The sequence below is a fragment of the Streptomyces sp. NPDC098789 genome, from assembly GCF_044759975.1.
Taxonomy (GTDB): Bacteria; Actinomycetota; Actinomycetes; order Streptomycetales; family Streptomycetaceae; genus Streptomyces.
In genome coordinates this window covers 255,204-281,766 of the sequence record NZ_JBIWAJ010000012.1, presented here as the reverse complement: position 1 = coordinate 281,766, position 26,563 = coordinate 255,204, and the positions used below count along the sequence as shown (strand labels likewise).

The following is a 26,563-nucleotide window of genomic DNA, read 5'->3' as shown; positions in this document are numbered from 1 at the left end:
CCCGCGGAGCGGGTCCCTGAGCGCTGCGCGCTCAGGACTGAACGGCCTGGCTGCGCTCGGCCGGGCCCTTCGGGCCCTGGGCTCTCCGCTTCGCTCCGAGCCATGGCCGGCCTTCGGCCGGGGTCCTGCGCTTCGCTTCGGACCACACGCTTGGAGTCTGAGCCGCCTTCGGCGGGGTGTCCTTGCGCTGCGCTCCAGGACAGAGCCGGCCCTTCGGGCCGGGAGTCCTACGCTTGGCTTCGGGCAGTCAGGGCTCCGCTGCGCTCCACCCTGACAACGCCTGCATCGCAGGTCTACCATCTCCCATGCTGTGCACGAGGAGTGACCTCACTTCACGAGGTCCGGGCCTTCGGCCCGTTGAGTGGGTTCGCTTCGCTCCCCCACCTCAGTCCCTCCGGCTCCGCCTCCAGGACAACCCGCTACGCGGGCGGCTTCCAGCAGCAGGTGACTCCTGAGGCGCGAACTTGTTCAGCAGGCGTACCGCCATGTCGTGCCCGTACTCGTGAGCCCAGTCAAGGGCCGTTTCACCGTTGATGGCCACGCTCGGGTCAGCTCCGTAGGCAAGGAGCACCGCGGTGAGTGCACTGTCGATCGGCCTGCCCGACTGGACTGCCGAATCCCCTTCCAGGTCGATAGCGTGCATCAAGAGAGTCATCCCGCAGCAGACCTCATTGACGTCGGCTCCCTCATGAAGCAGACGGGTCAAGACAGCGTGATCACTCGACTCCACCGCCTGGTGCGCGGGAGTCCAAAGGTTGGCAGGAGCCCCGTTCATACAGATCCCCAGCTGGAAGGTATACCCGGATGGTGCAGTCGTCAGTGTGCATCATATGAGGTGCAGTGTGTGTAGCTGTGTAGGATCCCGAGAAACCCTCAACTTCTCCCCCGGCGCAGATGTCGTGGACCAGTGAAACTGCGCAATGCTCAATCGATCTGCACAGTCGAATTCCGGCCCGCGGTTCGCACAGGCCCCCGTTACGCAGAGCTGTGAAGCGACGTGTGTTGATGGTGTTCTGAGGCTGCATCAGTGCCTGACGCCCATCATATTTTACGGCGCCGCCAGCTGCGGTGAGCGACCGCGGCAGGGTGTGGCACGGGAGGGGGCTGGGCAGCCAGCAGACATGACCACCCAGGCTGCCATTCATGAGGCCGGCCCAGTGCAGGCCGCGGTCTTCCGCGTGCCTCCCCTGGCCGGAGAGACAACCTGGTCTCTGATCTGTCGGATCGCCGCACGCTACGGCCAAGAGCCCGGCTGGCTGCTGGGACATTGGCAGTGGAAGAACCACCAGCCCCGGCAGCCCGGCGGGAGACCACGCGCCGATGCAGAAGTGCTTCTCGATCAGGACGGCCGCGCCATGCTGGCAGGACTCTGCCGGGTTGACGAGGAAGTCTTCGAGCGGTCCCTGCCCTCGTGGAGCCACGCCGAGGAGCAGTTCACCGCCCGGCAGCAGGCAGGAGCCGCGTCAGGGTCATGGCGGATTGGCGCCATGGTGGCGGGACCGGTGGCGTTCGGCTGCCGGCTCTGCACCGCACGGCGCAGCGGGCAGGCCGTGAGTGCAGTCCGCTACGCCGAGCAGTGGCAGCGGGTGTGCGTACGGCATCGCCGGTGGCAGCTCGACGCTGACGTCGACCACGGCCTGGAGAACCTCGACCTGCGCGAGAGCCCGGAAGTGGCCCAGGCGCAGCGGCGGTGGGCGGGTGTAGAACGCCGTGCGCGTCGGGCCGGGGTGGAGCCAGCTGAGGTGTTCGGTCTCGCGCGGGCGGTGGTGTGCCGGTGGTGGGAGCAGGCTTTGGGGTGGGGTGAGGAGCGGATCTGGCCGGCCCGGCTGCACCGGCTTGCGGGCGGGGACGCTGGGCCCCGGTTTTGGTGGTGGCACGCTGTGGCCCGGGACGGGGTGGTTTTCCCCGAGGTTGTCGCGGTGGCCGACGCGCTGCTGGACCCCGGCATGGAGGAGTTGGCATGGGGTGACAGTGGGCGGAACCAGATCCGTCCTCGGACTGCGGACGGTGCGTTCTGCCGGGAGCTGGGCGTGCGGGTGGGGCGTCCGTGGCTGGGGCCGGTGGTGGCGGTCGACTATGACGGGCCGCTGGTCGCCGGATGGCTGGGCGCGGTGATCCGGCGGCGCCGCGGCGTCAGGGATCCTGCCGGCTGGGACCAGAATCCGTGGTGGGTGAGCCGTGAGCGGCAGCCGGTGTCCACGGGGGTGCAGCTGCGTCGGCCGGCTGAGCGGGAGGACGGCACCATCAGCTGGCGCAAGGCCGTCCCGGATACGGACCGAGCCCGTCTGGAACGCCTGCTGGATGAAGCCGTGCAGGTGTTGGGCGACGTCCATGTCCACAGCGGGCGACCTGTCGCCGAGGCCAGCCGGAACATGCTTCGGTTCCTGGCTAAGGGAAGCGAGCTCCTGGACCGTGCGCTCCTGGAGGCTGCCCGTGCTGCACTCGAGGCGGGCGTGCCGGCGCAGTTCGTCGGCGAATGGGGCAAGATCCCCGCTGATCTCGTCGAAGAGCTTGCCCGGCGCGGGCTGGTCGCGGACGACTGACCAGGCTTCTGCCTGCAGGTTCTCAAGGCGATGTTGCGGCCGTGGTTCTGTGCCGGCGTTCAGGCCCGCGATGCCGTAGCAGGCGGGTGCGTGCGGTGTCCCGGGCTTGGGGTGTGGTCCGTTCGATCGCGTGATGCTCCTTCGCGACCGGTGTTTGTGCGCATGGTTCACGTACTTGGCTAGCGGCTATGAGCAGTCACGCACAAGGAGACGGCGGCCGGGCCGGGACCGGCTGTGAGGCAGAGTTCAAGGACCTGTTGGGATGCGTGCGGCAGCTTCCGTGGCATAAGGCTGCCGCGTCCGTACGGTTCGAGGAGCTGCTGCCGGTTGCGGCCTTTCCTGTGATCCCGGGGAAGCGGTGGGCGCCTGGGTGGTGGTGGTCGGCGACGACCGGCCGGCATGTGGTGCACGGGTCGGTGGCCATGCGTTCCCAGCTGATGATCCTCGACAGCGATCCCCGCGTCATTGGCCTGGCCGGGCGGCCGGTACGGGTCGTGTGGCGTGACGGGCAGGGCCGGGTGCGGTCCTGGGTGCCGCAGCTCTTCGCCCGGTACACCGACGGAACGGCCCTGCTGGCCGACTGCCCCGCGGTCCCTGGGGGTGGTGGGGAGCGGGCGCGCCTGGCCGCGCAGTACGTGCGTGCGGCATGTCTGGAGGCGGGGTGGGTCTACCGGCGTCTGGAGCCCCTCGACCAGGTGATGGCGGCCAATGTCCGATGGCTTGCGGGCTACCGGCACCCTCGCCACGCCGGCAGCCCGGAACGCATCGCAGCAGTCGCCGAGGCTTTCCGGGAGCCGCGGCCGCTGATCGAGGGCGTGCGGGCGGTCGGTGATCCCATAGCCGTGTGGCCGGCGGTGTTCCACGCGCTGTGGTCCGGGCGTCTGGCCGTGTCGTTGTCCCGGCCCCTGCACGAACGGGTCGTCGCCCGGCCGGGCACGCCTGCCGGTTTCACGGGCGGGGAGGCGTGATGAGCAGCAGTGGTGCGAGGCGTCCGGTGGTCGCGGTGGGCGGGCACGTGGTGTTCGAGGGGCGTACTTGGCAGGTGGCAGCCATGGACGGCATCACCGTACGGCTGGTCGCCGAGGACGGGACCGTCATCTCGCTGCTGACAAGCTACCTGTGTGCGGCCGCCGACTTCGCCGTGGTCGGCGCGCGGCCCGCAGCGGGAGTGCCTCAGTGGGGGCTGTTCGAGACCGTGCCGTTGCGGGAACAGGAACGTGCCCTGGCCTGGCAGCGTCACCTCCAGGAGATCGAGTGCGGCCTGCCCGGCGGGCCAGGCAGTGCGGGGGTGCCGCGGCCCGCGTACGCGCTCGAGCGGCCGATCAGCGAGCGGGTTGAGACCAAGGCCGCAGAGCTCGCGGCCTTGGGCTGGACGGGAGTAAGCCCGCCGACGATCCGCCGGATGCGGGCCCGCTACCGCCGCCAGGGCCTGTGGGGGCTCGTAGATCACCGCACGACCAAACCATCGAGCCGGACGGGGCGCGCCGACGAACAGGTCGTCGTGGCGGTGCTGGAGGCGCTACGGCGCCAGCGCGGCCGCTCGAAGGGCACGCTCGCCGGGCTGCGGGAGCTCACCCGGCAGGTCCTCGCCGAGACCCACGGCCCCGAGGCCGGACAGCTACTGCTGCCACCGGTGTCCTCGTTCAACCGGCTCGTGCGCGCACTGGCCGACCCGAAGGAGCTGCCGGGCCGCCCGGCCCGGACCGCCTCCAGCCCGGCACCGCCCTTCACACCGACCATGGCGTTACGGCCTGGGGAGCAGGTCATGCTGGATACGACGCGCCTGGACATCATGGCCGTCTCCGACCACGGCGTGGCCGGCCGTCCCGAGCTGACCATCGCGCTGGACGTCGCCACCCGCAGCATCCTTGCCGCAGTACTGCGGCCGGGCGGGACCAAAGCCGTCGACGCCGCGCTGCTCCTCGCCGAGATGGCCGTCCCACACCCGGTCCGCCCCCACTGGCCCGCCTGCCTGCACCTCGCGCACGCACGCGTCCCCTACGAGCGGCTCCTGGACATCGACACCAGGCTGGAACACGCGGCAGCCCGGCCGGTCATCGTCCCCGAGACCGTCATCGTCGACCGCGGAAACATTTACCTCTCCGCAGCCTTTCGCGCCGCCTGCGAAACCCTCGGCGTCAGCCTCCAACCCGCGCCCCCGCGCCAGCCCGCGGCGAAGGGGCCCGTGGAGCGGACCTTCGCCTCGATCAACACCCTGTTCTGCCAGTACGTCGCCGGCTACACCGGTTCCAACACCGTCCAGCGCGGCCGCGACGTCGAGAAGGAAGCCTGCTGGAGCGTGGCGCAGCTCCAGGACCTCCTCGACGAATGGATCGCCGCGGGCTGGCAGCCCCGGCCCCACGAGGGCCTGCGGCACCCTGCCATGGCCCAGGCCGTCCTGTCGCCGAACGAAATGTGGGCAGCCCTCATCGCCGCGTTCGGCTACACGCCGGTACCGCTGACCGGACGCGACTACATCGAGCTGCTCCCCACCCGCTGGCACAAGATCACCGACCGCGGGATCCGCATCAGCCACCGCACCTACGACAACCGCATCCTCAACCCGCTCCGCGGACAGCCCTCCGCTATCCACGCCCGCAGCGGGAAATGGGAAATCCACCACAACCCCCACGACGCACGACAAGTCTGGATCCGCCTGCCCGACGGACACCTGGCCGAGATCGGCTGGATCCACCGCGACCACGTCCACGAGCCCTTCAACGACCATCTCTGGCAGCACCTCAAAACCGAAGTCGAGCACCGTGGTAGCGCCGAGCAGTACGAGGCCGACCTCGCCGACGTACTCCAGGCAATCCTCACCCGTGCCCGCACCGGGACAAACGCCCGCCCATCCGCAAGTGAGACGGCAGGGACAGAACGCGCACGGGCCGGCGTCCCCGCGTGGCCCCACACACCCGCCATCACCGGCGCCAGCGGTGGCAGTGATGGCGGTGGCGGTGGCGCAGCTCAAGTTCTCCGTGAGACGTCCGGGAGCAGCGTGCGCCTGCCCGACCAGGCAGGCGGAGACGACCCCGGCTCCGACGGCGTGGAAAGCCTGGATGACCTCGAGGACATCGACGAGGACGACGACCAGGACTGGGCTGCGGCAGCAGCGGCCGGCGGGTTCGGTATCTACGACGCCCGGCGGGAGGCAGAGCAGTGGTGAAACAGGAGCCGGCGCCGGAACCGAGTCCAGGGGACGCCCTGCCACCGACGACGTGGCAGGGCTGGCAGCAATTCGTCGACACACCTCCCCCGACGCCGCCCGACCCAGGCGCACCACCGCGCAGCGTCGAGGAGAGGCTCGCCTACCACTCCGACTTCGTCACCGTCCGCACCCCGGCCATCGACACCATCTCGACCACCGTGCGCACCCTCATGGTCCTGGGCCGCCATCAACGGGCCACCGCCCGCCCCAGCCTGATCGTCACCGGGCCACCGACCACCGGAAAAACCACCGCGCTCCTGCAAGTCGGCCGGACCTGCCACCATGCCGAAACCGCCCGCACCGGCATCCACGACCAGATGCCCGTCGCGTACGTCTTGGTCCCTCCCGGGGCAAGCGCGAAGACCCTGGCCGCGGAGTTCGCCCGCTTCCTCGGCATCCCCCTTACCCACCGCATGACACAAGCCCAGATCATGACGTCGGTCTGCGATACCTACACCCGGGCAGGCGTCCGGTTGGTGATGATCGACGAGATCCACCGGCTCAACCCCCGTACCAGCACGGGCGCCGAAGCCACCGACCTATTGAAAGACCTCACCGAACGCATCGGGGCGACGTTCGTCTACGCCGGCATCGACGTCACCGCGACCCCCTTGTTCACCGGCACGCGCGGCGCGCAGCTCGCCGGACGGGCCACTCTCATCGACTGCGACACGATCCCCGCCCGCCGGGGTACCAGCCAGCCCTTCCGCGACCTGGTCGCCTCACTGGAGGCCTGCCTCGACCTCGACCAGCATCGAGCCGGGACCCTGCCCCGCCAAGCCGCCTACCTCCACGGCCGGACCGGCGGACGCATCGGGAACCTTGCCCGCCTCCTGCGCCAGGCCGCCATCACCGCGATCCTCGACAACACCGAACGCATCACCAAAGCCACCCTGGAAACCATCACCCTCGACCACCTCGCCGAAGACAACCACCGCCCCCGACACCAGGCCAACCACACCAACCGCCGCCGAAGCGGCAACAGCGACAGCCCACCGGCCAGAGCAGAGCTGCCGTGAGCACTCCCGCAGGGCCCGCCACCGACATGGCGCAGCCCACGGCGCCCGGTGCGCTACGCATCAGGCCTCTGCCGCACGAGGCGGCCGCCTCCTACCTACACCGCCTCGCCGGCACTTACCGTCTGGACTCACGCCAGCTCCTCGAAGGCATCGGGATCACCGTCCACGGCCGCCCGGGCAGCACGCCGGGCAGCAGCGAGATCGCCCTCTCCCCCACAGCACTCCACCACGTCGCTGCATTCGCCCGCGTCCCCGACCTCCAGCTCGCCCTCCGCAAGACCATCAACGGAGCAAGAGATCCGGATGCCGGCGATCCCACCGCCCACTGGCAGCTTCCCGACCCCGCCGCTCTGCCCACCCGCACCTGCCCCCAGTGCACACTCCGCCACACCCACGGAACCACCATCCAGGCATGGGCCTACCAGGCCGAACACCGGCGGCTGTGCCCACGCCACCATCGATGGGCCACCCCACCCGGCGACCGGGCATCCCTAGACACCCGTGCACTACCGGAGCTCGCCCAAGCCCACCACACCCACCAGCGCCTCGTACGCCGGCCCGACACCACCGCCTACCCATGGGCGAGCATGATCACCACCCGCTGGTACGACCACCAGCAACACCTCACCCCACGCTGGCAAGCCCGCCTGACCCGCCTCGCGGCCACCAACCCGCCGCACACTGGCGGCACATCCTGGGCCCGCACCGGCCGCTACCCGGTCACCTACCCCGAAACCATCGCACTCGCCCGACACCTCACCCTCACACCCCGCGGCCAAACCAGCCACGGCTTCCTCGATCAGGCCGCCCACACCCTCGGCCTAGACCGACTCGTCCTCCCACCCGACGACCTGCTCCAGACCTGGATCCACACCAAGCAGGAACGCCCCCGACACCACTGCTTATAGACGGGCCATAACACCTGCACAAAAAATCAGTACAACCAGGCACACCAGAGAAACCCACCAAACCGAGAAAACCCCACGTCAGCAGCACGTAAGACAGTCCCGACACCTCATCCCACCAGCCGCCATCACTCCCGGCCAGGCACTCCCACGCCCCACACCAGCCAACCAACCTGCACACACCCAGGTCACAAGACCAGCCCAGGCACTACATCAATGGCCCGTCATAGCGGCCGAAAATAGCTACCAGGACGGCCGAAACCCATCACTGTGCAAGGCACCGGGGACTTGGTCGGCCGGCTCCCCGCCATGCCCTCCAAGACCTGGGCCTGGCGCAGTCGGCAGTCGCTCTCGCCCAGCTCCACGGCCGACCAGTCCGCGAGCCCCTGAAGCCGGGGCCGCTGACCCTGAAGATGCAGCGCTTCCGGCTGGACGGCGCGCGCGAGGGCTCGCAGCTGGGTGAGGCTCTCGAAGCGGGCGCCGTCCTCGAAGGTCAGCCTCCACACCCAGTACGACAGCGGGCCCTCGCTTCGCCGCCAGCGTTCCGGCCGCCGGCGCCCTGCGCCCGCTTCGGGACCCTGGTACGCGAGGGCTGGATGAGGATGAGGACGAGGATGAGGACGCGTCGGTCGGCTCGGAGTGGGTCGGGGCCGCCACTGCCCGCTTCCCTACCGGCCGTCGCCCGGCGTCACAGGAGGGCGCCGCCGGAGACCTCGATGCGCTGGGCGGTGACCCAACGCAGTCCCTCGGAGGCCAGCGTGGCGATCGCGTCGCCGATCTCCTCAGGTTCGCCGACGCGGCCGAGCGCGGTCTGTCCGGCCAGGACCTGGCGCATTGCGGCGTCGTCCCGCATCGCTCCGCCGTTGAAGTCGGTGGCGGTCGGCCCCGGGGCGATGGAGTTGACCCGGATGCCGCGAGGTCCGAGTTCTGCGGCGAGGGTGCGGCTCAGAGCTTCGACGGCGGCTTTCGAGGCGGAGTAGACCGAGGTGGCGGGGCTGGTGTGGCGGGTCAGTGACGTCGAGACGTTGATGACCTGGCCGCCCTGGGCCAGCAGCGGCACGAGCGACTGGATGAGGAAGAACGTGCCCCGGACGTTGGTGCCCATCACCGTGTCGAAGTCGTCCATCGTGACCGTCTCCAGCGGCCCGAAGACTCCCACTCCCGCGTTGTTGACCAGGATGTCGAGCCGCGAAGCACCCCAGCGCTTCAGCTGCGCGCCCAGTTCGCAGGTGAAGGACGCGAAGGAGGAGACGTCGCTGATGTCGAGCCGCAGAACAGCGGCCGTCCCACCCACGGCCCGCACCTGTTCCACCGTCTTCTCAGCCCCGGCCGCATCACCGCGGTGGGTGACCACGACCCGCACCCCGCGTGTGGCCAGGGCGATGGCCGCGCTGCGGCCGAGGCCGCGATTCGCGCCGGTCACCAAAGCGATCTTGTCGACTGTCATGGACTTCCTCCACCGTGCGTCAATCAGGATGCGCCCAGGCGCCGCAGTCCCGAGGCGAGTCACTCGACTCGCCTTACTGCTGCACCGTAGGCGGACCCCCGAGGCGAGTCAAGTGACTCGCCTCGGGACTGGGGCATACTCTCCGCATGGCAGCAGAACTCACCGCGCATCACCGCAGGCTCGCCCAGCAGAAGCGCGAGGCGATCACCTCCGCGGCCACGGAACTGTTCTTGGACCGTGGCTACGACGGCACCTCCCTCGCGCGGATCGCCGAAGTGGCCGGGGTCTCGAAGTCCACCCTGTTCAAGCAGTTCCCCACCAAAGCGGCCCTCTTCGAGGCCATCGTCACCGAGTCCTGGCAGCGCGACGCCGGCGATACCGCCGCGCGGCCACAGGCGGGAGATCTGCGCTCCGGGCTGACGGCCATCGGCCACCGCTACGCCGACCTGATCGGCCAGCCCCGCATGGCAGGTCTGTTCCGGATCGTCATCGCCGAACTGCCTCGGTTCCCCGAGCTGGGACGGATGCAGTTCCAGCTCGGCAAACTGCCCTACTTCGCTTCCGTCCAGCACTACTTGGAATCCGAGCACGAGGCGGGCAACGCCGATGTGCCCGACACCGAGAGCGCCGCCAACCAGTTCCTCGGCATGATCGCCAACTACGTCCTGTGGCCCCGCATGCTGCTGACCGGCTGGAACCCCGCAGCCTCCGACATCCACAACGCCGTCGAAGAGGCCGTACAGACCATGCTCGCCAGATACACCCCCGACCCGCCGGCCTGACCCGAAGCCGGAATCTCCACACTGCCGCGCGATGCCGAAGACCGCGACGCCTTCATCCGCGATACCTGTCGGCAAACGATGGCACCCTCAAGTGATCAACACACCACCCACGGATGAGCATGTGATCGTGGAGGCACAGGTGCGTGAGTACGGGTTTTCGCCAGCTCAACAGGATGAGATCGGGAGACGCCGGCGCGAAGGACTTCGTCGTCGCGGCGCGGCGCCGTCCAGGATGTGCTGGGCATGTCGGTATCCGCTTTCGGTGTCGTCGGTGGTGCTGGGCGAGGCCCTGATGCCGGGCGCGCAGGCTCAGCCGCAGTCGCGTTCCCTCCCGTGAGATGGCGGGTGCGTGCCCACTCTCCAGGCCGGGTGAGGCGGCGCACCGCCTCCCTGAGCCTGGAGATGGTGCTGCTCGGGTCTTCGAAGCGAAGGGACGGTGCTCAGGCTGCGGGGGTGTTGAGCACGTACTCGCGGGAGGCGTGGACCTCGTCGCGCAGGGCGCGTAGGTCTACGTCGAGGACCTGGCCGTTCCATTTGCGGGGTTCGCCGTTGATGAGGACGGCGCTGGTGTTGCGCGCGTCCGAGCCCAGGACGAGGGTGCCGACCGCATCGTTGAGCGGCATGTTGTTGAGGTCTTCCGCCTGGATGACCAGGAGGTCGGCCTTCTTGCCCGGGGTGAGCGAACCGGTGACGCCGGCCAGGCCGTTGGTGCGGGCGCCCTGGAGGGTCGCGAAGTCCAGGACGTCGTAGGTGGTGATGCGGGCCGGCTGCCTGTCGGTGCCGTGGACGGCGTTGACCGCGCGCATCCGCTGGATGGCGTGCAGGGCCCGCATCTGCGTGAACATGTCGCTGGCCAGCGCTACTTCGACGTCGATGCTCAGACCGGGCCGCACTCCCGCCGACAGTGCCTCGTCGACTGCGGGGATCGCGTTCTCCAGCCCGATCTGGGCGTCCGAGGTCGGGGCCAGGGCAATGGTCGTTCCGCTACTCCCGATCGCCTTCCACGCCTGGGGGGGGCAGACCGGTGGCGTGGATCAGGGTGAGGTCCGCACCCAGGATGCCGGCCCTCTCCCATTCCAGAACGGCCTGAGAGGAGGAGGCGCCGAACACGGCGTCCACACTCACCCCGATGGCCAGTTCCTTCGCCGCGCGGGCGAGTTCGGGGCCGTAGGCGAGGGCGGGTCCGGCGATCTCGTCGGTGGCCAGCGCGGCCAGCCGCAGGGTCAGCAATTGGTCGTCACTGGCGAAGTACTTCTCCTTGAGCCGGGCCAGGTCGCCTGGCCAATGCTCGTCCCAGCCGCCGAAATGCGGGCCCATGGAAGCGTGCACACCGCGGATGCGACTGTCGACGAGGGCCTCGACGGCAGCGTCGGAGTGCTCGGGGGTGCGGGAGTTGTGGGAGAAGTCGAGCATGGTCGTGATGCCGCTGTCGATCGCCGTCAGAGCGGCAAGCCTGGTGCCGACGTACATGTCGTGGGGCCGGTAGACCGTGGCGTAACCGGCAAGAGTCGACCGCACGTAGGCGCCGAGGTCGTCGACGTCCGGCATGATCCGGCGCAGCTGCGTCTCCCAGGCGTGCCGGTGGGTGTCGACGAAGCCGGGGGCCAGGATCGTGCCGGTCGCGTCGACGACCACCGCGCCCTCCCGGCTCAAGCCGGGGCCGACGCCGAGGATCGTGTCGCCTTCGACGAGCAGGTCCGCGCCGTACAGGACACCGGAGTCGGGGTCTATGGTGACGACGGTCGCGCCGGTGAACAGGATGCGCCGCTTCGGGTCGGCGGATCGGCGCTGAAGCTGTTCGAGCACAGCAGGACTGGTGGTGCCAGAGGCGATCAAGGAGAGATCCTGTTCGTCAAGCCAGGGCAACGGGCCCTCGCGGAGTGAGCTGTGACCTCAGCTTCGAACCGACGAGCGACGACAACCAGGCCGAGGTCTGCCTAGGTACGTCAGACCCAGGCTCGCGAACGCCCCGCCACACCACGACGCTCAGGAGGCGGTCGCCGTCGTCGTCCGGCATCGCGGCGCCGGCCACTCCACCTCTATCGCCTACGACGGGGCCGCAGGCACCGAGCCACCACATGTCGCCGGCCACTGACGCTCTCGTACCGCCAGTCCGACAGCAGCGCAGACGGACACAGTTGGCGACCGGAGCCTGGGGAGACCATCCAGTCCATCGACACATCGACACATCGACTCGCAGATCGCACGCCGTGCGGGCTGCAACGATGAATACTCTCGGTACGGAGCACGAGCCCTGTAGGGAACCGCTACTTGCTCCGTCCCGACTTCCGTGCGGCCCCTGCGGCTCGCCGACGGCGCGGCGGGCACCGCCGGATCGACCGGGCGGCGCGCGCCTGCCCGGGGCCTACGGTCGAGGTGATGTACCGCCTCGCCGCCGAGGGCGTCCTCCCGCACACGCCGCCGAGATACCGGCGGCTGTCCTCGCAGCTTGCCCAGGCCCGGCGGGAGAGCCCTGCACCCCTCCGCGAGGTTCTCCGGGTACGGCTTCTCGGCATCGCCCAGCACCATGGCGCTGGCAGCGACACCGTCCAGGTCGACGTCGACGACGCTCCCGCGCGCGCCTGTGGGCGGTAGATTCGGCGAGGCGCTCGGTGTTACGCATTGCGCGCGTTATGCGGATCACGTCAATCCGGTGAACGCCCTGCGGCGGTCGGTGTGTGGTCGCTACGGTGCCCGCCATGACGATCCCTCTCCTTGACCGCCGCCCCAACACCCACCCCACGTCCGCTCCGCCCAAGCCGCGTCCGGACACCGCCCCCACCAGGCCGGACAAGAACCCGCCCTTCCCTCCGAACCCGCCGCAGCCCCGGACCTGAACGTGCCGGCCGACCGCGTGGGGAAGCACCCGTACGCGATGCTTCCCGAAGGGGTCCGTCAGGCCATCGACGACCGCGTCGGTGCGGACTGCCCCAGGACCGACATCGACGTCGGAACTGCCTCCGCGCTGTCCACTCTCTTCTTCCCGTCAGGCGCGGAAAAGGTGTTCGTCAAGGGATTGCCGCTGGATCACGAGCGGGTGGACGAGCTGAAAGCGGAGGAGGCCGTGAACCCGTTCCTGCCCGACTGCGCCCCCAAGTTGCTGTGGCGGGCGGAGGCAGCGGGGTGGCTCATCCTCGGGTTCTACGGAACGACCGCAACCCCTTGGGCGTGGTACGCCTCCCAGAGCCAGCACTTGGAGCCGATCGCCACCGTCCTGCGCGAGCTGAGCGCGTACCCCGCGCCCGACATCGGCTTGCCGACAGCGTGGGACCGGTGGAGCGACTACTGCGACCCGGCCGACGAACCGCTCCTGCGCGGTGACCGGCTCGTACACTCCGACCCTGCGGCCTCGAACTTCATGATGGAGCCGAGCGGGCGAGCCTGGCTGACCGACTGGTCCTGGGCGCTGCGCGGCCCGGCCTGGGCGGATGCCGCGCTATGGGGGTTCCGGCTGATCCTGGACGGCTGGCAGAACCCGGAGCAGGCCGCCACTTGGGCGCGGTCGATTCCAGCGTTCGCGCAAGCCGACCGGGAAGCGGTAGTGGTCCTGACCGAGGCCGAAGCGCGCGCCTGGGAGCACATGCAAGAGCACGGGATGACGGAGCTGGAGGAGACGATCAAGGCCGCGCGAGCATGGGCCGACTACTGGGCCTCGCCCTGATTCCAGCGCACGCGACGAAGCAATGCGTGGCCCGCCCCGCCTCCAGGTGCCTTACGAGCACTCCGAGGGCCCGTACCCGCTCGGCTGGTGGCTGTCCGACCATTGCCGCGCCTTCCGCGCCGGGCAGATGAACGGGGAGCGGGCCGCCGAGCTGGAGCAGCTCGGAATCAGTTGCTGCCATCAGGAGCCAAGCGCGAGGATGGCAGGCTGTCATGAGCGTGCCTGTTCACAGAGGGCGCCCTGGACGATGACCGGACCGCCACCGTCACCCTGGCAGGCGACCAGCACCAGGGACAGATCCGCACCAGTGAACTGACCGGGATGACCGGAAAGCCGATGTCCATCGGCGTGCACGGTCGCGCTGCCGGAACAATTGGGGCAGAAATGGAGCTGCTCTCGGTAGGAACCGAGTTCGAATTCGTTGCCGCCTAGCGAGCCAGGACCGGTTGCCGCACACCCTTACAGATCGATCGACGAGGGGCGGACAAGCAGGCGAAGCTCTTGGCGGATACGGGCGATCTTGGTCGAGAACTCGTCTACCAGGAGGTTTGTCGTCCCGTACAGCCAGCAACATCCAACACCTCACCACCGCAGTCAAGTTGGAATAGGCTCACGGACTCGAGGCCCCGCCCAAGCCGCCCTGACCAGCCCGTAGCGCCGGCTCGACGAGCTCGATGCCACCAAGGCCGTCCGGACATCGGCCCGACGCACGCCGACGGAGCCGCTCGCAGACGCCGGCACCATGGCCGGGCGGGCCGCCGCCGGCATTCGAGACCAGCACCCAGGCCCTCGCGCAGCGCCCGGGGCCGGAGGGCGGCGGCCCGCCTGGTTGCGGTCGCGTCGAGGAGCTGCGTGCTGGCACCGCGCACCGCACCGGTATCTGGACCGTCGGCCAGAGGCAGCGCCGGACCCGGCTCGACCCCGCGGGGCTGGCCGCGCTCGCCGGCTTCGGCCATGCGCTGGGCCGTCTCGTAGGCGCCGGGGCCCAAGGCCCGTACACCACCGAGCGATCCAGGACCCCGGCTTGTGTGGCCGCCGTTGTCCGTCTGACTGCTGCTGTCCTCCGAGGTCAGATCTTGACCGATGCGGAGGACCGGGACGCCTGCCCCACCTGATGGTCGTACAGACCGGCCGCTCGAATGAGTGGCCCTGGGGGCTGCAAAGATCGGCGGATGGTGCGCACAGGCGAGTTCTTCCTTGCAAGCGACGATGAGTCCGCCCTGCGGGTGGGTCCTCGCCGTAATCACGAGTTCCCAGCCGTACCGTGCGACGGCATCTACCCGGATGACGCGGTGTGGAGGTGGGAAGCTCAGCTGACGGGCGCTGAGAGCACACTCCGACACGTGGTGCCCATGGCATGTGACGGGTTCACCGTCTTCGCCGTCCCGGAGCCGCTGTGCGCGGCCATAGCCGCGGCGGGAGTAGACCGGCTCCGAGCTACGGCTCGTGCGTGGGCCGAGGCCGCCTCCGAACCGGACGATGAGATCCCACTGGACAACGCGGTAGACCTCCTCGAACGTGTGGCAGCCCTGGCTAGCAGCCGCACGGAGAGGCGTCTCAACCTGTACTGCTGGTACTTCGCGCCCTGATCTCGCCGCATGGACGTGTCTTGATGGTGAGCGTGTCGGGAATCCTGGCCGCCGGGCCCGAACCCCCGTGGTGGGTGTGCCGTAAGCGACAGTCGGTTTCCACGGGGCGCAGCTGTGTCGGCTGGCTGGGCGGGAGGACGTGGTCGGTCTCCCGCGGCGGCCGCTGGCTCGTCATCGCCTCTCCTCCCGGGAGGGACGCGCAGGGGGGAGCGTGGTACCGGGCGGGGCTCGGGACCGTACCCGGGTCCTCCTGCCTGCGGGCGACGCTCCGGGGCGGGGCCGCTTCCTAGGCTCTGGGCAGGCGGACACGGCGGATCAGCGCGATGCGCGAACCCGTGTCCGCGGCCCCCGCCCCGCCACGCACCAAGGAGTGTCCCCATGACCTGCCACCCCTCCCCCCGCCCGCTCCGGACCGCCCGCGGCCAGGCGCCTTCCGGCCGACGGCGGGGAGTCACCGCGGTGGCCGCCGCAGCGGCGGCTCTTGCCGTGGCCGGCATACTGCCCGCATCCGCGTCCTCGACCCCTTCGGCGTCCACGGCGGAGGCCCGACACTCCCCCGATGGCCTGCGCAAGGCGCTCGAGCGGGTGGTGGCCGAGGACCGGCTGCCCGGCGCCCTGGCGTCCACCCTCGACCGTGAGGGGCGCACCCGTACCCATACGGCCGGGGTCGGGGACCTGCGGACCGGGGCGAAGGTGCCGGCCGACGGCCAGGTGCGAGTGGGCAGCAACACCAAGACCTTCACCGCAACGGTCGTCCTGCAACTCGTCGGGGAAGGCAAGGTGGAACTCGACGCACCCGTCGACCGGTACCTGCCGAACCTGCTGCGGGGCGACGGCATGGACGGCCGCGCCATCACGGTGCGCCAGCTGCTCAAGCACACCAGCGGTCTGCCCAACTACACCGACCAGTTGGTGGAAGCCGTGTTCGGCAAGGGCCGCCACACCTACTACCAGCCCCGCGAACTGATCGATCTGGCCCTGGCCCGCAAGGCGCGCTTCGCCCCCGGAGCCGGCTGGGAGTACAGCAACACCAACTACGTCGTCGCCGGGCTGCTCATCGAAAAGGTCACCGGCAGGCCGTTCGCCGAGCAGGTCACGCAGCGCGTCATCGACCGGATCGGCCTGCGCCACACCTACTTCCCTGCGGTGGGCGAGGAACGCATCCGCGAGGCGCACCCCCGGGGCTACCAGGTACCCAAGCCCGGCGCGCCCCTGGAGGACATCACGGAGATCGACCCCTCCTGGGGCTGGTCCGCCGGGCAGCTGGTATCCACTCCCAGCGACCTGAACCGCTTCTTCTCCGCCCTGATCGGCGGCAGGCTCCTGGCGCCCGCCCAGCTGGCCCAGATGCGGACCACCGTCAAGGTCGACGGTCCCGGCTGGCTGCCGGGCACCCGTTACGGACTCGGCCTGACGAGCGCGCCCCTGAGCTGCGGGGGCCTCCAATGGGGGCACGGCGGGAACGTCCCCGGCTACCACTCATTCCCCGGAGCCACCGACGACGGCCGCGCCGCCACCGTCGTAGTCACCGTCAACAGGCCTTCCGCACCGGAATCCTTGAACCGTACCGACGCCCTGCTCGACACGACGCTGTGCGGGCGGTGACGCACCGCCGAGACCGTGGCCGGCGCCGCCCGGGGGCACCCGGGGCGGCGGCGGGGGGGCGGAGCCGTAGCGGCGGGCGAAGGACGGCCAGCACACGGGTCGCCGCTCTTGTCCGCGGGCGCCGGGAGCCGGTACGCGCGACTTGTTCGTAGGTGAGCAGCAGCCGGGTTACCGAGGTCCAGCAGCCCATGTGCTGCGCCCATGGGCGCCCTTGGCCTTTGGCGGACAGCGGCGACCCGCGAGGTCCGAGTCCTCGATGTTGACGTCCAGGATCTCGGCGGAGCGGGCGCAGGTCTCGTAGAGCATCCGCCACTGGGTCTTCTCGCGCAGGTGGGTGTCGCGGCGGTCGATCAGCCGGTCGAGCGCCATCGTCGAGCGCACCCCGTTGTGTCGGAGTCCGGCGGCGGCATCCGCTTCGCCCAGGCCGGCACCGCCGGGCCGTCATAGCCGCGCTCGGCGCACCAGCCAGCGGCCGAGTCTCCCCGATCCGCTCGGTGGTCTTCCCGACCGCGAGCCCGTAGTCCGGACGGTGTTCGAGTTGGTGAGCGAGTCAAGGAGACCGTCGGCCGCTGTCCGGAACGACAACGCCCCCAGTCGGCAGCAGGCGGACGGGCATCGGGTTCCCCATCCCACCTCGCGCACGCCCTCCGTCCGGCTTTCCTTGGCCCCGGCAGGCACCCCTACCCCCACAGCCCCGGCGACCACGGCGGAGGGCCCGAGGATCCACGACGGGCACGGCGCCAGCGTTCCACCGACCGCACACTCACCCGCACATCCTTCGCGATCACTGCGGTCTTCTCACCCGCCGCGAAGCGAACCCATCAGGCAGAGTGCTGGCCGGTGCCGGGGGGCGCGGCTCGGGTCGGGTTCGGGGTGTTCTTCACCATCGAATGGCGGTGAAGTCGACCGGCCGGGGCTTCAACAGCCGAACGCGCTCCGTCAGCGTCCCCAACCGCCGGGACATCTCCTCGACGGGTAGCCGGCGGCGATCGCCGTGGCCGGGCAGGACCCATTCGAAGCGGAGCCGGCCGGCCGTCCGGATCAGTGAGGTGGCCAACTCCTCGATGGAGTACCAGGTCACACTGTCCGCGACTTCCAGATCTCCGGTGGCGCGTGACCAGTAGAAGCTGTCCCCGCTGAAGCAGTACCGGTCATCCGCGAGGTAGAGGACACTGCCCGGCGTGTGGCCGGGCAGCGGGTGGGCGGTGACCCCCTCACCGATCTCCTGGGGTTCCAGGCCCCGGATCACCTGGTCCGCGTCCGGCGCCGCATCGAGGTCACCCTCGTGGACCCACAGCCGGGCACCGAAATGGTCCGCGTACCGGCGGCCGTGTGCGGCGTGGTCGCGGTGGGTGAGGAGCACATCGGTGATCGGGCCCGATGCCGCGTAGCGGTCGGCGAGTTCAGGACTCCATCGCGGGGTGTCGATCATCATGACCGTGCTCGAAGGCCGCAGGAGCAAGTAGGAATTGGCCCCGGCCGTGTGCTGCGAGTTGTGCCCGGACAACAGTACGCCGCTGTCCAAGGCCATCGGAAAGGGATCGAGCTCCTGGTCCAACCTCCCCGAGGGAGGGTGGATCGAGCGGGTGGGGCAGGCGAAGGCGGCCGCGTGTAAGCGCCGCCTCTCCGCCTCATCCCGCGGCGGGTTCAGGATCCGGGACCTTCCGTCGACCTCGCCGACGAGATCGGGCGCGAGCTGCCGTGCGACATCGCAGTTGAAGCAACGATCGTCCACGTACCAGCCGTCCACGGCAGATGTCCTTCCAAGGGGCGATGACCCCGATCGGGGCCGCCTTTCAGGGATACCGCACCCCGGGACGGAATCGGTAGGCCCTGCGGATCTTGCACTTCCGGGCCCGACCCGCTCTCTCGACCCGATCGAAGCCAAGGCGTTCGAGCCGTGCCGCGTACCGCGCGGCCGTCCCGTTGCATGCCTGGCAGCGACACCAGGCAGGGCATCGCCACCGTGCCCCACCTCAGGGGAAGGTGACTCCCGTGAAGTCATGGTTCCCCTCGTCGATGGGGGAACTCGCCCACCCGGACGACGAGTCGCTGCTCGTCGGCGGCGTGCTCGCGCAGCACCACGCCTCTGGCGGGCCTGCCGCGATCGTCACCGCCACCTGTGCGCCAAACAGTCCTCGTGCCCTCGAACTGGCCGATGCGCTCGCCATCCTGGGAGCTGGCCCTCCGCGGCTGCTCGGCCCGAGAAGGGGAAGCCATGTTGAGGGTCTGGGAGCTGGTTCAGGTAGAACGCAGATCGCTGATCAGGGACTTGGAGGAGCTGCAGCCGGATCAGTGGGACGTGCCCTCGCTCTGTGACGGATGGACCGTACACGACGTGGTGGCCCATCTGGTCGACACAGCACGCACGAGTCGCATCGGGTTCCTGGTCGACATGGTGCGAGCACGGTTCGACTTCGACCGGCAGAACGCACGCGGGGTGGAGCGTGAGCGGGCGGCCACGCCGCAGCAGACACTGCAGCGCCTGCGTGACGTGGCCGCCCGGACCTCGACCCCACCGGCTCCGTTGGACAGCCGCCTGGTCGAAGAGTTCGTCCAGGGTGAGGACATTCGCCGCCCTCTCGGCCTCAGGCGCGCGTACCCGCCGGAGGGGCTCGCCAGGGCCCTCCGGCTGCAGGCACGTACGCCAGCGCTCTTCGGCGGCGCCAAGGAACTGGTGACGAGGGTCCGTCTCACAGCCGACGACATCGACCTGGCCGTCGGGACCGGCCCCGATGTGCGAGGCCCCGCTCTCTCGCTACTGATGGTGGCAACGGGCCGTCTACGAGCCGCGGACAATCCGACCGGACCAGGCACAGCGCTCCTGCGCTCCGCAAGTGACCCGCAGCGCGGCCACCCCTGACTCCACCACAACCACCGATCGCGGCGGCTCCGTGTCTCGGCCCACTCCGCGCGCGCCACGCTACCGGCCGGCGCCACAAGGCTCGCCGGGCGGGCCGGTTCAGCGCAGCACCTCCAGCTCCGGCCAGTCGTCGCCGGGCCGGGCGAGGAAGCCGGTGGGCCGCCCCGTCAGGTACCGCGCGAAGAAGGCGGCGACGGCGGTGCGCTGGGCGGCCAGGGAGCGCCGGGGATCGACAGTGCCGATGAGTCCGGCCGCGTCGGGGACCGGGAGCCGGCGGGCGAGCTGGGGCAGCAGGACCTGGAGGTCGGTGTACGAGCCGTGGGCGGCGTTCCGTAGCCGCAGGGCGTGCCGGGGGCCGGTGGACGCCGCCCAGCAGGAGGCCCAGCTCGGTTCGGTGCGCAGGGTCTTCGTACCGGAGGCCATCAGCAGGAAGGGCTTGGCGAGGCCGCTGTCGGCGACGGGTCCGAGGAGGGCGCCGTCGAGGTCGGCCGCCGCACAAACGCGGGGCTCGTCGTGGGCGAGCTGGGCGGCGACGGAGCCGCCGAGGGACTGCCCGAGCACGCCGGTCCTGGCCGGGTCGGCGGCTTCGGCGAGCCCGTCCGGGAGCGGGCCGGTACCGGTGTCGGGGCGGTCCCCGCGGGCGAGCCGGTCGAGTGCGCCGAGGACGAAGCGGGCGTCGGCGAGGCGGGCCCGGGCGTGCCCGTCGAGGAGGGCGGCGATGACCTCTGGGGTGAGGTCGTCGGGAAGCGGGAGGGCGCGTTCGACCCGGCCGCCGGGGAACTCGACCTGCTCGGCCTCGTAGGTGGAGTCGAGGGCGACGACGAGGTGGCCGCGGCTCGCCAACTCCTCGACCAGGGTGGTGCCGAGGGCGCGCGAGCCGCCGTCGCCGGAGGAGAACAGCACCACGGGCAGCCGGCCGGCGCGGCGGGCGACGGGCGCGCCGGTGCGGGCGTGGGTCCTGATCCCCCGCCAGTCGGCGGCGCCGGCGGAGACACCGAGGGCCGGTGCGGAGTGCGCGTCCCAATCGGCCGCCGCGGCCGGGGGCAGCCAGGGGGCCGTCGGGTGCCCGGCGCCGGGTTCCGCCGGGTACCAGAGGCCGGCCATGAGCTCCCGGTAGGGCTTGGTGGGGAGGAGGGGGTCGGGGCGGCTGTCGTCGACCAGGTGCAGGGCGACGGTGCCCACGGGCCAGGGCCCGGTGGGCGCGGGCAGGCGCAGCGGGACGGGGGTCCCGGGGGCGTGCGCGCGGCCGTGTCCCCCGGCCGGGGCGGCGGGGCGGCTTTCCGGGGCGGGGGCGGCGGCCACGGTGGCGAGCGCGGCGGCGCCGAGCGTGCCGAGCAGGGCCCGGCGGGTGGGCGGCATGGGCGGGCTCCTCGGGCGGTGCGGATACGGGGTCACCACCAGGGTTCCGCCGCCGGGGGTGCGGGGCGCCCTGCCGGGGGACGATCCCACGGGTGGGCGCGGGTCGCCCCGGGGCGCGTCCACTCCTCCGCGCGGAGGAGGCGCCGGTGACGAGGTGGCCGGCCCGGCGCTGCGCGCGATCCACGCGGATCCGGCGCACTCCTGGTCGACGGCGGAGCTGGCGGCGCGGGCGGGAGTGTCGAGGACGACCTTGGCGAAGCGGTTCACCGAGCTGGTCGGCGACGGGCCGGTGGCCTATCTCACCGAGTGGCGGATGACGCTCGCCGCCGACCTGCTGAGCAGTACCGAGCTCACGGTGGCGGCGGTGGCCCGGCGGGTCGGTTACGCCGACGCCTTCGGCTTCGGCGCCGCGTTCAAACGCCTGCGGGGCGTGAGCCCCGGCGCCTACCGCCGCGAGGCCGCCCCGGAGCCGGACCGGGCCGCTCCGGCGGGCTGAACCGGGTGCGCCCCGGCGCAGCCAGGAGCCGGGGCCGGACCCGGGGGCGGGGGCGGGCGTCTCGCGCACGGGTCCGTACGTCCGCCCGTCCCCCGTGTGTCTCAGCCCCAGGCGCCCGCGGCCGCCGCGTCACGGGCGAACTCGGCGATGTCGCGCGGCGGGCGCCCGAGCGCCCGGCGGACGCCGTCCGTGAGCGGAGCCTCCCGGCTCGTACGGATCGGCTCCATCGCCTCCGTCCAGACCACGGCCTCCTCCTCGGGCACTCCCTGCGCCACGAGCCCGGCCCGGTAGGCCGACGGCTCGACCGGAACGTAGGCGGCGCGCACCGCGGTGACCTCCGCGATCTCGCCCAACACGTCGGCGACGCCCAGCGCGCGGGGGCCGGACAGTTCGTACACCTCACCGTGGTGACCATCCTCGGTGAGGGCCGCGACGGCGACCGCCGCGATGTCGTCGGCGTCGATGAACGCGGCGGTCCCGTCCCCGGTGGGCAGGGCCAGTTCACCGGCTCGCACGCCGTCGCGGAAGACGCCTTCGCTGAAGTTCTGGGCGAACCACCCGGGACGCAGGATCGTCCAGGCGACCCCGGAGGACCGGACGGCCGCCTCGCTCTGCCGGTGCGGGGCGCCGACCGCTGCGGAGAGGTGGCCCGGAGTGTCGACGCCGCGGGCCGAGAGCAGCACCAGCCGGCGCACGCCGCTCGCGACGGCACGCTCGACGAAGGCGGGCGTCGGGGACGGGGATCCCTCGGGCCCGACGACGTAGACGGCGTCGGCTCCGTCGAGGGCCGGCTGCCAGGTGTCGGGGTCCGACCAGTCGAAGCGCGTGTCGCCGGATCGGGAAGCCGCGCGGGTCTCCACGCCCGACGCGCGCAGGAGGGCGACGACCCTGCGACCGGTCTTGCCGGTGCCGCCGAGGACCAGGACGGTGGCCGGGGTGTTCGTGGTGTCGGTGCGGGGGCTGTCGGTCTGTGTCATGCGTCGAGCCTCACAGGGCGGGGCACCGGCTGACATGGGTGATCGTCCGCAAGGCATGTCCGAGCGTCCGGGGGCGCCGGTCCGTGCTCGCCCTTCAGCCGGCCGCGTTGACGCGTTCGCCTTCCGCCAGGTCGTCGCCGTGCTGCCAGGCGTAGAGGGTGTCGCCCTCCTTGTACCCGTAGTACGTGCCACAACGCAGGGTGGCCTTGCCCCGTGCGTCGCCCGGGAACCAGTCCGCCCGCATCGGGACGTCCTTGGCGTTCGCCGCGGGCTCGGCCGTGCACTGGGCCGGGAGCTCGCCCGCCGGGAGCACCGCCTTCAGGAGCCGCTCGCCGCCCGTCGTCTTCATCGCGTACTCGACCGAACTCGACCCATCCGCCAGCCAGCGCGGGACGGAGGCGCGCCCGGCCTTCGCCTCGGCACCCGTCGCGTAGGAGCTCGTCTCCTGGTGCCGGTTCGCCACCCAGTCGGCGGCGGCGGGCACGGCGACCGCCGCTGCCACGCCGAGGACGACGACGGCTCCGGAGACGGCCAGGACGATGTTCTTGCGGCTCATGGGGGGTTTGCTCCTGTTGCTGGCTGATTGCGTAGTTCCATCCTTCCGGCCGGAGTGCTCGGATCCGTCCGTCCGACGGGCGGGATCCGCGTACCTCTCAGGTCGCACGGCCCTGAGGGCTCCCGGATGCCCGCCCTGGTGGACGGCTCAGAACACGTCGGTGGCGTACCGGCCCGCCGCGCGCATGCCCTCAAGCCACCGAGCCCCGGCAGAACCGCGGGAACCCTCCCTGCCACCCGTGCTGTGCACGCCTTCGGGGCCGGGGCCGCCGGCATCGTGCGCGTCCGGACCGGCGCCGATCCGTCCCAGGACCTCCTCGACCGCGGGGCCCATGCCCCCGGCGTCCCCGCACACGTACAGGTGCGCGCCCGCACCGAGCAGTTCCCGGACCCGTGCGCGCCGCTCCCACAGGCGGTCCTGGACGTAGCGGGCGCCGTCGTCGGGCAGCCGCGAGTAGGCCCGGTGGACCTCCAGGCGGCCGGCGGCCACGTGCGCGGCGAATTCCTCCGCGTAGAGGTCGTCCCACTCGGGGTGCCGGCAGCCGAAGAACAGCACCGTCGGGCCGGTGACCCGCCCCGCGGCCGCCGCCGCCATCCGTGCCCGGACGAAGCCGCGGAAGGGGGCGATGCCCGATCCGGAGGCGATCATGACGGCCGGGACGGCCGGGTCCGCCGGGGGCCGGAACGCCTCGGAGGGCGAGGTGACGGTGGCGGTGAACCGGTCGCCGGGCCGGGCCCGGCGCAGCAGGTCGGAGCCGGCGCCGCGGAAGACGCCCCGTCCGGAGCGGGCCGGGCCTTCGAGGACGGACACGGTCAGCGCCGCCGTGTCCTGCTCCTCGGCGGCCGAGCTGATCGAGTAGGCGCGGGGCCGGGGCGGGGGCAGCAGTTCGAGCAGCAGGGCGAGGTCCGCCTGGCAGGAGGCGAAGCGCTCCAGCAGGTCAAGGACGCTGAGCCGGGGACGGAGCACCCCGTCGGCGTGCTCCTCGCCCGCGAGGCGTTCGAGGGCGGCGCGTTCGGGCGGGCAGGGGGTGTGCCGTGCCAGCCGGGCGACGGTGGCCGCGGAGGCGGGGCCCGACAGGTCCACGTACCGGGTGAGCAGGTCGTCCAGCCGGAGGGGGCGGCCGATCGGCAGCCGCCCCGCGGGCGCGTGCGACTCGACCGTGCAGACCTGCCCGGCCCGCAGGCCCAGCCGCTCCAGCAGCCGGGCCACGAGTTCCGGATGGTTCTCGGGCAGTACGGAGAGGTAGTCGCCGGTGCGGTAGGAGGTGCCGGCGGGCAGCCGGACCTCCAGGTGCCGCTTGGAGCCCGCCTCGGGGTGCCGTACGAGCTCGCGGTTCTCCAGCACCACGGCGGTCGCCGCGTCGCCGTCGCGGTCGTCATCGGTTGCCTCGACCACACGGAACCGGGGCCCGGCCGTCACGGTCTCCGCGACCGCGTACGTCTCGGCGAGCAGCGGCCACAGCGGTTCGTACCAGCGCTGCCAGTCCCCGTGGAAGTCGGTGCGGGCGTCGGTGGCGCCGCGCTCGCGGATCCGGCGCGCGCCCGCCGCGGCCATCGCTTCGTCCACGAGGGTGGGGACCCGCTGGTAGGTGGCCGCCCAGTCCAGGCTGCCGCAGCCCAGCACCAGGTAGTCCACACCGTCGAGGTCGGGCCGCTGCACCAGCCAGGACACGAACCGGCGGGCGTTGTCCGGCGGGGAGCCGTTGTAGGTGGAGGTGACGATCAATACGGCGCCTTCGGTGGGCAGCCGGCCGGCGTACTCGTCCAGCGGGGCCGCGGTGGTCCGCCAGCCACGGGCCGCCCCGTCCCCGGCGATCGTGCGGGCCAGGCCCTCGCCACCGCCCGCGTTGGACCCGTACAGCACGAGCAGCGGGGTGCCGTGACCGGGCGTGGGGATCGTCGCGGGCGGGGCCGGGGCCGGGGGCGCCGGCGCGGTCGAGGGCGCCGGGGCGGCGGTCGCGGGGGTGCGACGCGGCCGGGCCCGGACGGCCAGTCCGGCCGGCTTGACGGTCAGGGTCTCGTGCACGGCCAGCTCGTAGCCCGGATCGGCGAGTTCCAGGTCGAAGCGCTGGAGGACCATCGCCAGCACGAGCACGGCCTCTTGGAGCGCGAAGGGCCGTCCGATGCAGGCCCTCGCCCCGTGCCCGAAGGGCATCCAGGCGTACGCCGGGACCTGCGCCATCCGCTCCGGCGCGAACCGGTCGGGGTCGAACTCCTCCGGGTCCGGCCACACCTGCGGATCGCGGTGCAGGGCGGGCAGGTTGACCAGCACGGACTCGCCGGCCGGGACGGCGTACCCGCCCAGGGTGGTGTCCTCGTCGGGAGTCAGCGCGAACGCCGGGGCGGTCGGGTGCAGCCGCAGGGTCTCGCGCAGCACCTGCCCCAGGTAGCCCAGCCCGGCCAGGTCCTCGAAGCGCGGGGTGCGCCCGCCCAGCACCTCGTCCACGGTCTTTCGGGCCCGCCGCAGCACCTCGGGGCGGGTGAGCAGGGCGTGCACGGCGAAGGACAGCAACCCGGACGTGGTCTCGTGCCCGGCGATCAGGAAAGTGGCCAGCTGATAGCGGACGTTCTCCTCCGGGAGCCGCGCCCCGGTGACCGGGTCCACCGCCGTCAGCATGCGTTCGAGCAGGTCGTCGGGGCGGTCTCCGGCGGGCTGCGCCCGGCGCGCCGCGATGATCTCCCCGGTGACGCGCCGCATGGTCTCCAGGTCCTCGCGGTAACGGCTGTTGGTCCGCAGCAGGAAGGGCTGGAGGCCCGGGAGGCGCTCGCTGCGCGCCCCCGCCTCGGTGAGGCTGCGGACCATGGCGCCGACGAAGGGGTGCATCTCTTCGGAGTAGAAGGAGTTGAGACGGACGCCGAAGGCGCACAGGGCGATGGTGTCGAGGGTGAGGCGGGTCATGTCGTCGGCGACGTCGATCCGCGCGCCGGGGCCGAACCGTTCCCAGCGGGTCAGCATCTGGTCGGCGATGTCGAGCATCGCGGGGAAGCAGTCGCGCATCGCGCCCGGCCCGAAGGCGGGCATCAGCAGCCGGTGGGCGACGGCCCAGTTCGGCTCGTCACCGTAGGCGGTGAACAGCCCGTCCCCCGCGAAGTCGCGGACCTCTTCCAGGGCGGCGTGCACGGACTTGCTCCACCGCGGGTCGGCGCACATCTCGGCGACGAGTTCGTGGCGGGAGACGAAGACCTGGCGTTCGCCGCCCACGGTGAGCGCGAAGATGCCGCCGTACTCACGGTGGAAGGAGTCGAGGAACTCGGCGCTGCTCCCGTCCGGCGCGGTCAACACCTCCGGCAGGTTGCCCAGGAGGGGCAGCGGCCGGGGTCCGGGAAGCGGCAGCCCGGGGGCGATGTCCGTGCGGTCGCTGGTCGGGGCGGCTTGGGTCGTCGGGGCGGGCCGGGTGACGGAGGTGGGCTCGGTGCTGGAGGTGGGAAGAGCGGACACGGGGACTCCTTCGGGGCGGGGCCGGTGAGGGCCGCCGGACTGATTCGGTGGGCGGGCACCCGCGCGTTGCGGGCCGGGCGGTACGTCGGTACGGGGCGGGCACACCGGACGGCCG

The 26,563-nt window shown here is 71.4% G+C and carries 17 protein-coding genes and 4 pseudogenes; 11 read left to right on the top strand and 10 right to left on the bottom strand.

Features of this window, described 5'->3' with window-relative positions:
- Positions 1-385: 385 nt before the first annotated feature.
- The gene (locus ACIQWR_RS24615; protein WP_404013273.1) at positions 386-775 is read right to left on the bottom strand and encodes an ankyrin repeat domain-containing protein; all 390 of its coding nucleotides are present in this window, start codon (positions 773-775) and stop codon (positions 386-388) included.
- 346 nt (positions 776-1,121) lie between these two features.
- Between ACIQWR_RS24615 and ACIQWR_RS24610 the strand changes: the two genes are divergently transcribed.
- The 5 genes from ACIQWR_RS24610 (at position 1,122) to ACIQWR_RS24590 (ending at position 7,678) form a co-directional block, all read left to right on the top strand.
- On the top strand, positions 1,122-2,543 hold the full coding sequence (locus ACIQWR_RS24610; protein WP_404013271.1) for a DNA-binding protein: 1,422 nt from the start codon (positions 1,122-1,124) through the stop codon (positions 2,541-2,543).
- A gap of 188 nt (positions 2,544-2,731) precedes the next feature.
- On the top strand, positions 2,732-3,511 hold the full coding sequence (locus tag ACIQWR_RS24605; RefSeq protein ID WP_404013268.1) for a TnsA-like heteromeric transposase endonuclease subunit: 780 nt from the start codon (positions 2,732-2,734) through the stop codon (positions 3,509-3,511).
- Positions 3,511-5,709 carry a transposase gene (locus ACIQWR_RS24600; RefSeq protein WP_404013265.1) on the top strand — a complete coding sequence of 733 codons (2,199 nt, stop codon included), beginning with the start codon at positions 3,511-3,513 and terminating at the stop codon, positions 5,707-5,709. The genes ACIQWR_RS24605 and ACIQWR_RS24600 overlap by 1 nt, the downstream gene beginning before the upstream one ends.
- Entirely contained in the window at positions 5,706-6,770 is a 1,065-nt protein-coding gene (locus ACIQWR_RS24595; RefSeq protein WP_404013263.1) for a TniB family NTP-binding protein, read from the top strand. The genes ACIQWR_RS24600 and ACIQWR_RS24595 overlap by 4 nt, the downstream gene beginning before the upstream one ends.
- Positions 6,767-7,678 carry a TniQ family protein gene (locus tag ACIQWR_RS24590; protein WP_404013260.1) on the top strand — a complete coding sequence of 304 codons (912 nt, stop codon included), beginning with the start codon at positions 6,767-6,769 and terminating at the stop codon, positions 7,676-7,678. The genes ACIQWR_RS24595 and ACIQWR_RS24590 overlap by 4 nt, the downstream gene beginning before the upstream one ends.
- A gap of 685 nt (positions 7,679-8,363) precedes the next feature.
- On the opposite strand, the gene ACIQWR_RS24585 is transcribed toward ACIQWR_RS24590, so the two are convergent.
- Positions 8,364-9,122 carry an SDR family NAD(P)-dependent oxidoreductase gene (locus tag ACIQWR_RS24585; protein ID WP_404013257.1) on the bottom strand — a complete coding sequence of 253 codons (759 nt, stop codon included), beginning with the start codon at positions 9,120-9,122 and terminating at the stop codon, positions 8,364-8,366.
- A gap of 146 nt (positions 9,123-9,268) precedes the next feature.
- Between ACIQWR_RS24585 and ACIQWR_RS24580 the strand changes: the two genes are divergently transcribed.
- Complete coding sequence (locus tag ACIQWR_RS24580; protein ID WP_404013254.1) at positions 9,269-9,904, top strand: TetR/AcrR family transcriptional regulator; 636 nt, start codon at positions 9,269-9,271, stop codon at positions 9,902-9,904.
- A gap of 440 nt (positions 9,905-10,344) precedes the next feature.
- On the opposite strand, the pseudogene ACIQWR_RS24575 reads toward ACIQWR_RS24580, so the two are convergent.
- Positions 10,345-11,740 (bottom strand): annotated as a pseudogene (locus tag ACIQWR_RS24575) (amidohydrolase family protein).
- Positions 11,741-12,603: 863 nt separating this feature from the next.
- Between ACIQWR_RS24575 and ACIQWR_RS24570 the strand changes: the two are divergent.
- From ACIQWR_RS24570 to ACIQWR_RS24560, 3 genes are all read left to right on the top strand, one after another.
- The gene (locus ACIQWR_RS24570; RefSeq protein WP_404013252.1) at positions 12,604-12,741 is read left to right on the top strand and encodes a hypothetical protein; all 138 of its coding nucleotides are present in this window, start codon (positions 12,604-12,606) and stop codon (positions 12,739-12,741) included.
- Positions 12,742-12,743: 2 nt separating this feature from the next.
- Positions 12,744-13,565 (top strand): aminoglycoside phosphotransferase, encoded by an 822-nt coding sequence (locus tag ACIQWR_RS24565; protein ID WP_404013249.1) that lies wholly within the window; start codon positions 12,744-12,746, stop codon positions 13,563-13,565.
- 1,967 nt (positions 13,566-15,532) lie between these two features.
- On the top strand, positions 15,533-16,759 hold the full coding sequence (locus ACIQWR_RS24560) for a serine hydrolase domain-containing protein (protein WP_404013248.1): 1,227 nt from the start codon (positions 15,533-15,535) through the stop codon (positions 16,757-16,759).
- A 192-nt stretch (positions 16,760-16,951) separates the two neighbouring features.
- Here the strand turns inward: ACIQWR_RS24560 and ACIQWR_RS24555 are convergent.
- From ACIQWR_RS24555 to ACIQWR_RS24545, 3 genes and pseudogenes are all read right to left on the bottom strand, one after another.
- A pseudogene (locus ACIQWR_RS24555) lies at positions 16,952-17,353 on the bottom strand (site-specific integrase); the annotation flags it as partial.
- An 86-nt stretch (positions 17,354-17,439) separates the two neighbouring features.
- Positions 17,440-17,562: pseudogene (locus ACIQWR_RS24550) on the bottom strand (hypothetical protein); the annotation flags it as partial.
- A gap of 77 nt (positions 17,563-17,639) precedes the next feature.
- Entirely contained in the window at positions 17,640-18,509 is an 870-nt protein-coding gene (locus tag ACIQWR_RS24545; RefSeq protein ID WP_404013245.1) for a 4Fe-4S domain-containing protein, read from the bottom strand.
- A gap of 468 nt (positions 18,510-18,977) precedes the next feature.
- Between ACIQWR_RS24545 and ACIQWR_RS24540 the strand changes: the two genes are divergently transcribed.
- Entirely contained in the window at positions 18,978-19,622 is a 645-nt protein-coding gene (locus ACIQWR_RS24540) for a maleylpyruvate isomerase family mycothiol-dependent enzyme (RefSeq protein WP_404013244.1), read from the top strand.
- 99 nt (positions 19,623-19,721) lie between these two features.
- Here the strand turns inward: ACIQWR_RS24540 and ACIQWR_RS24535 are convergent, their stop codons facing one another.
- On the bottom strand, positions 19,722-20,981 hold the full coding sequence (locus tag ACIQWR_RS24535; RefSeq protein ID WP_404013241.1) for an alpha/beta hydrolase family protein: 1,260 nt from the start codon (positions 20,979-20,981) through the stop codon (positions 19,722-19,724).
- 136 nt (positions 20,982-21,117) lie between these two features.
- Here ACIQWR_RS24535 and ACIQWR_RS24530 point away from each other — a divergent pair.
- Positions 21,118-21,477: pseudogene (locus ACIQWR_RS24530) on the top strand (helix-turn-helix transcriptional regulator); the annotation flags it as partial.
- 101 nt (positions 21,478-21,578) lie between these two features.
- Here ACIQWR_RS24530 and ACIQWR_RS24525 read toward each other — a convergent pair.
- From ACIQWR_RS24525 to ACIQWR_RS24515, 3 genes are all read right to left on the bottom strand, one after another.
- Positions 21,579-22,454 carry an NAD(P)H-binding protein gene (locus ACIQWR_RS24525; protein WP_404013238.1) on the bottom strand — a complete coding sequence of 292 codons (876 nt, stop codon included), beginning with the start codon at positions 22,452-22,454 and terminating at the stop codon, positions 21,579-21,581.
- Positions 22,455-22,548: 94 nt separating this feature from the next.
- On the bottom strand, positions 22,549-23,010 hold the full coding sequence (locus ACIQWR_RS24520) for a hypothetical protein (protein ID WP_404013235.1): 462 nt from the start codon (positions 23,008-23,010) through the stop codon (positions 22,549-22,551).
- Between the two features lie 147 nt (positions 23,011-23,157).
- Positions 23,158-26,448, bottom strand: a complete 3,291-nt coding sequence (locus ACIQWR_RS24515; RefSeq protein ID WP_404013232.1) for a cytochrome P450 — start codon at positions 26,446-26,448, stop codon at positions 23,158-23,160.
- Positions 26,449-26,563: the final 115 nt, after the last annotated feature.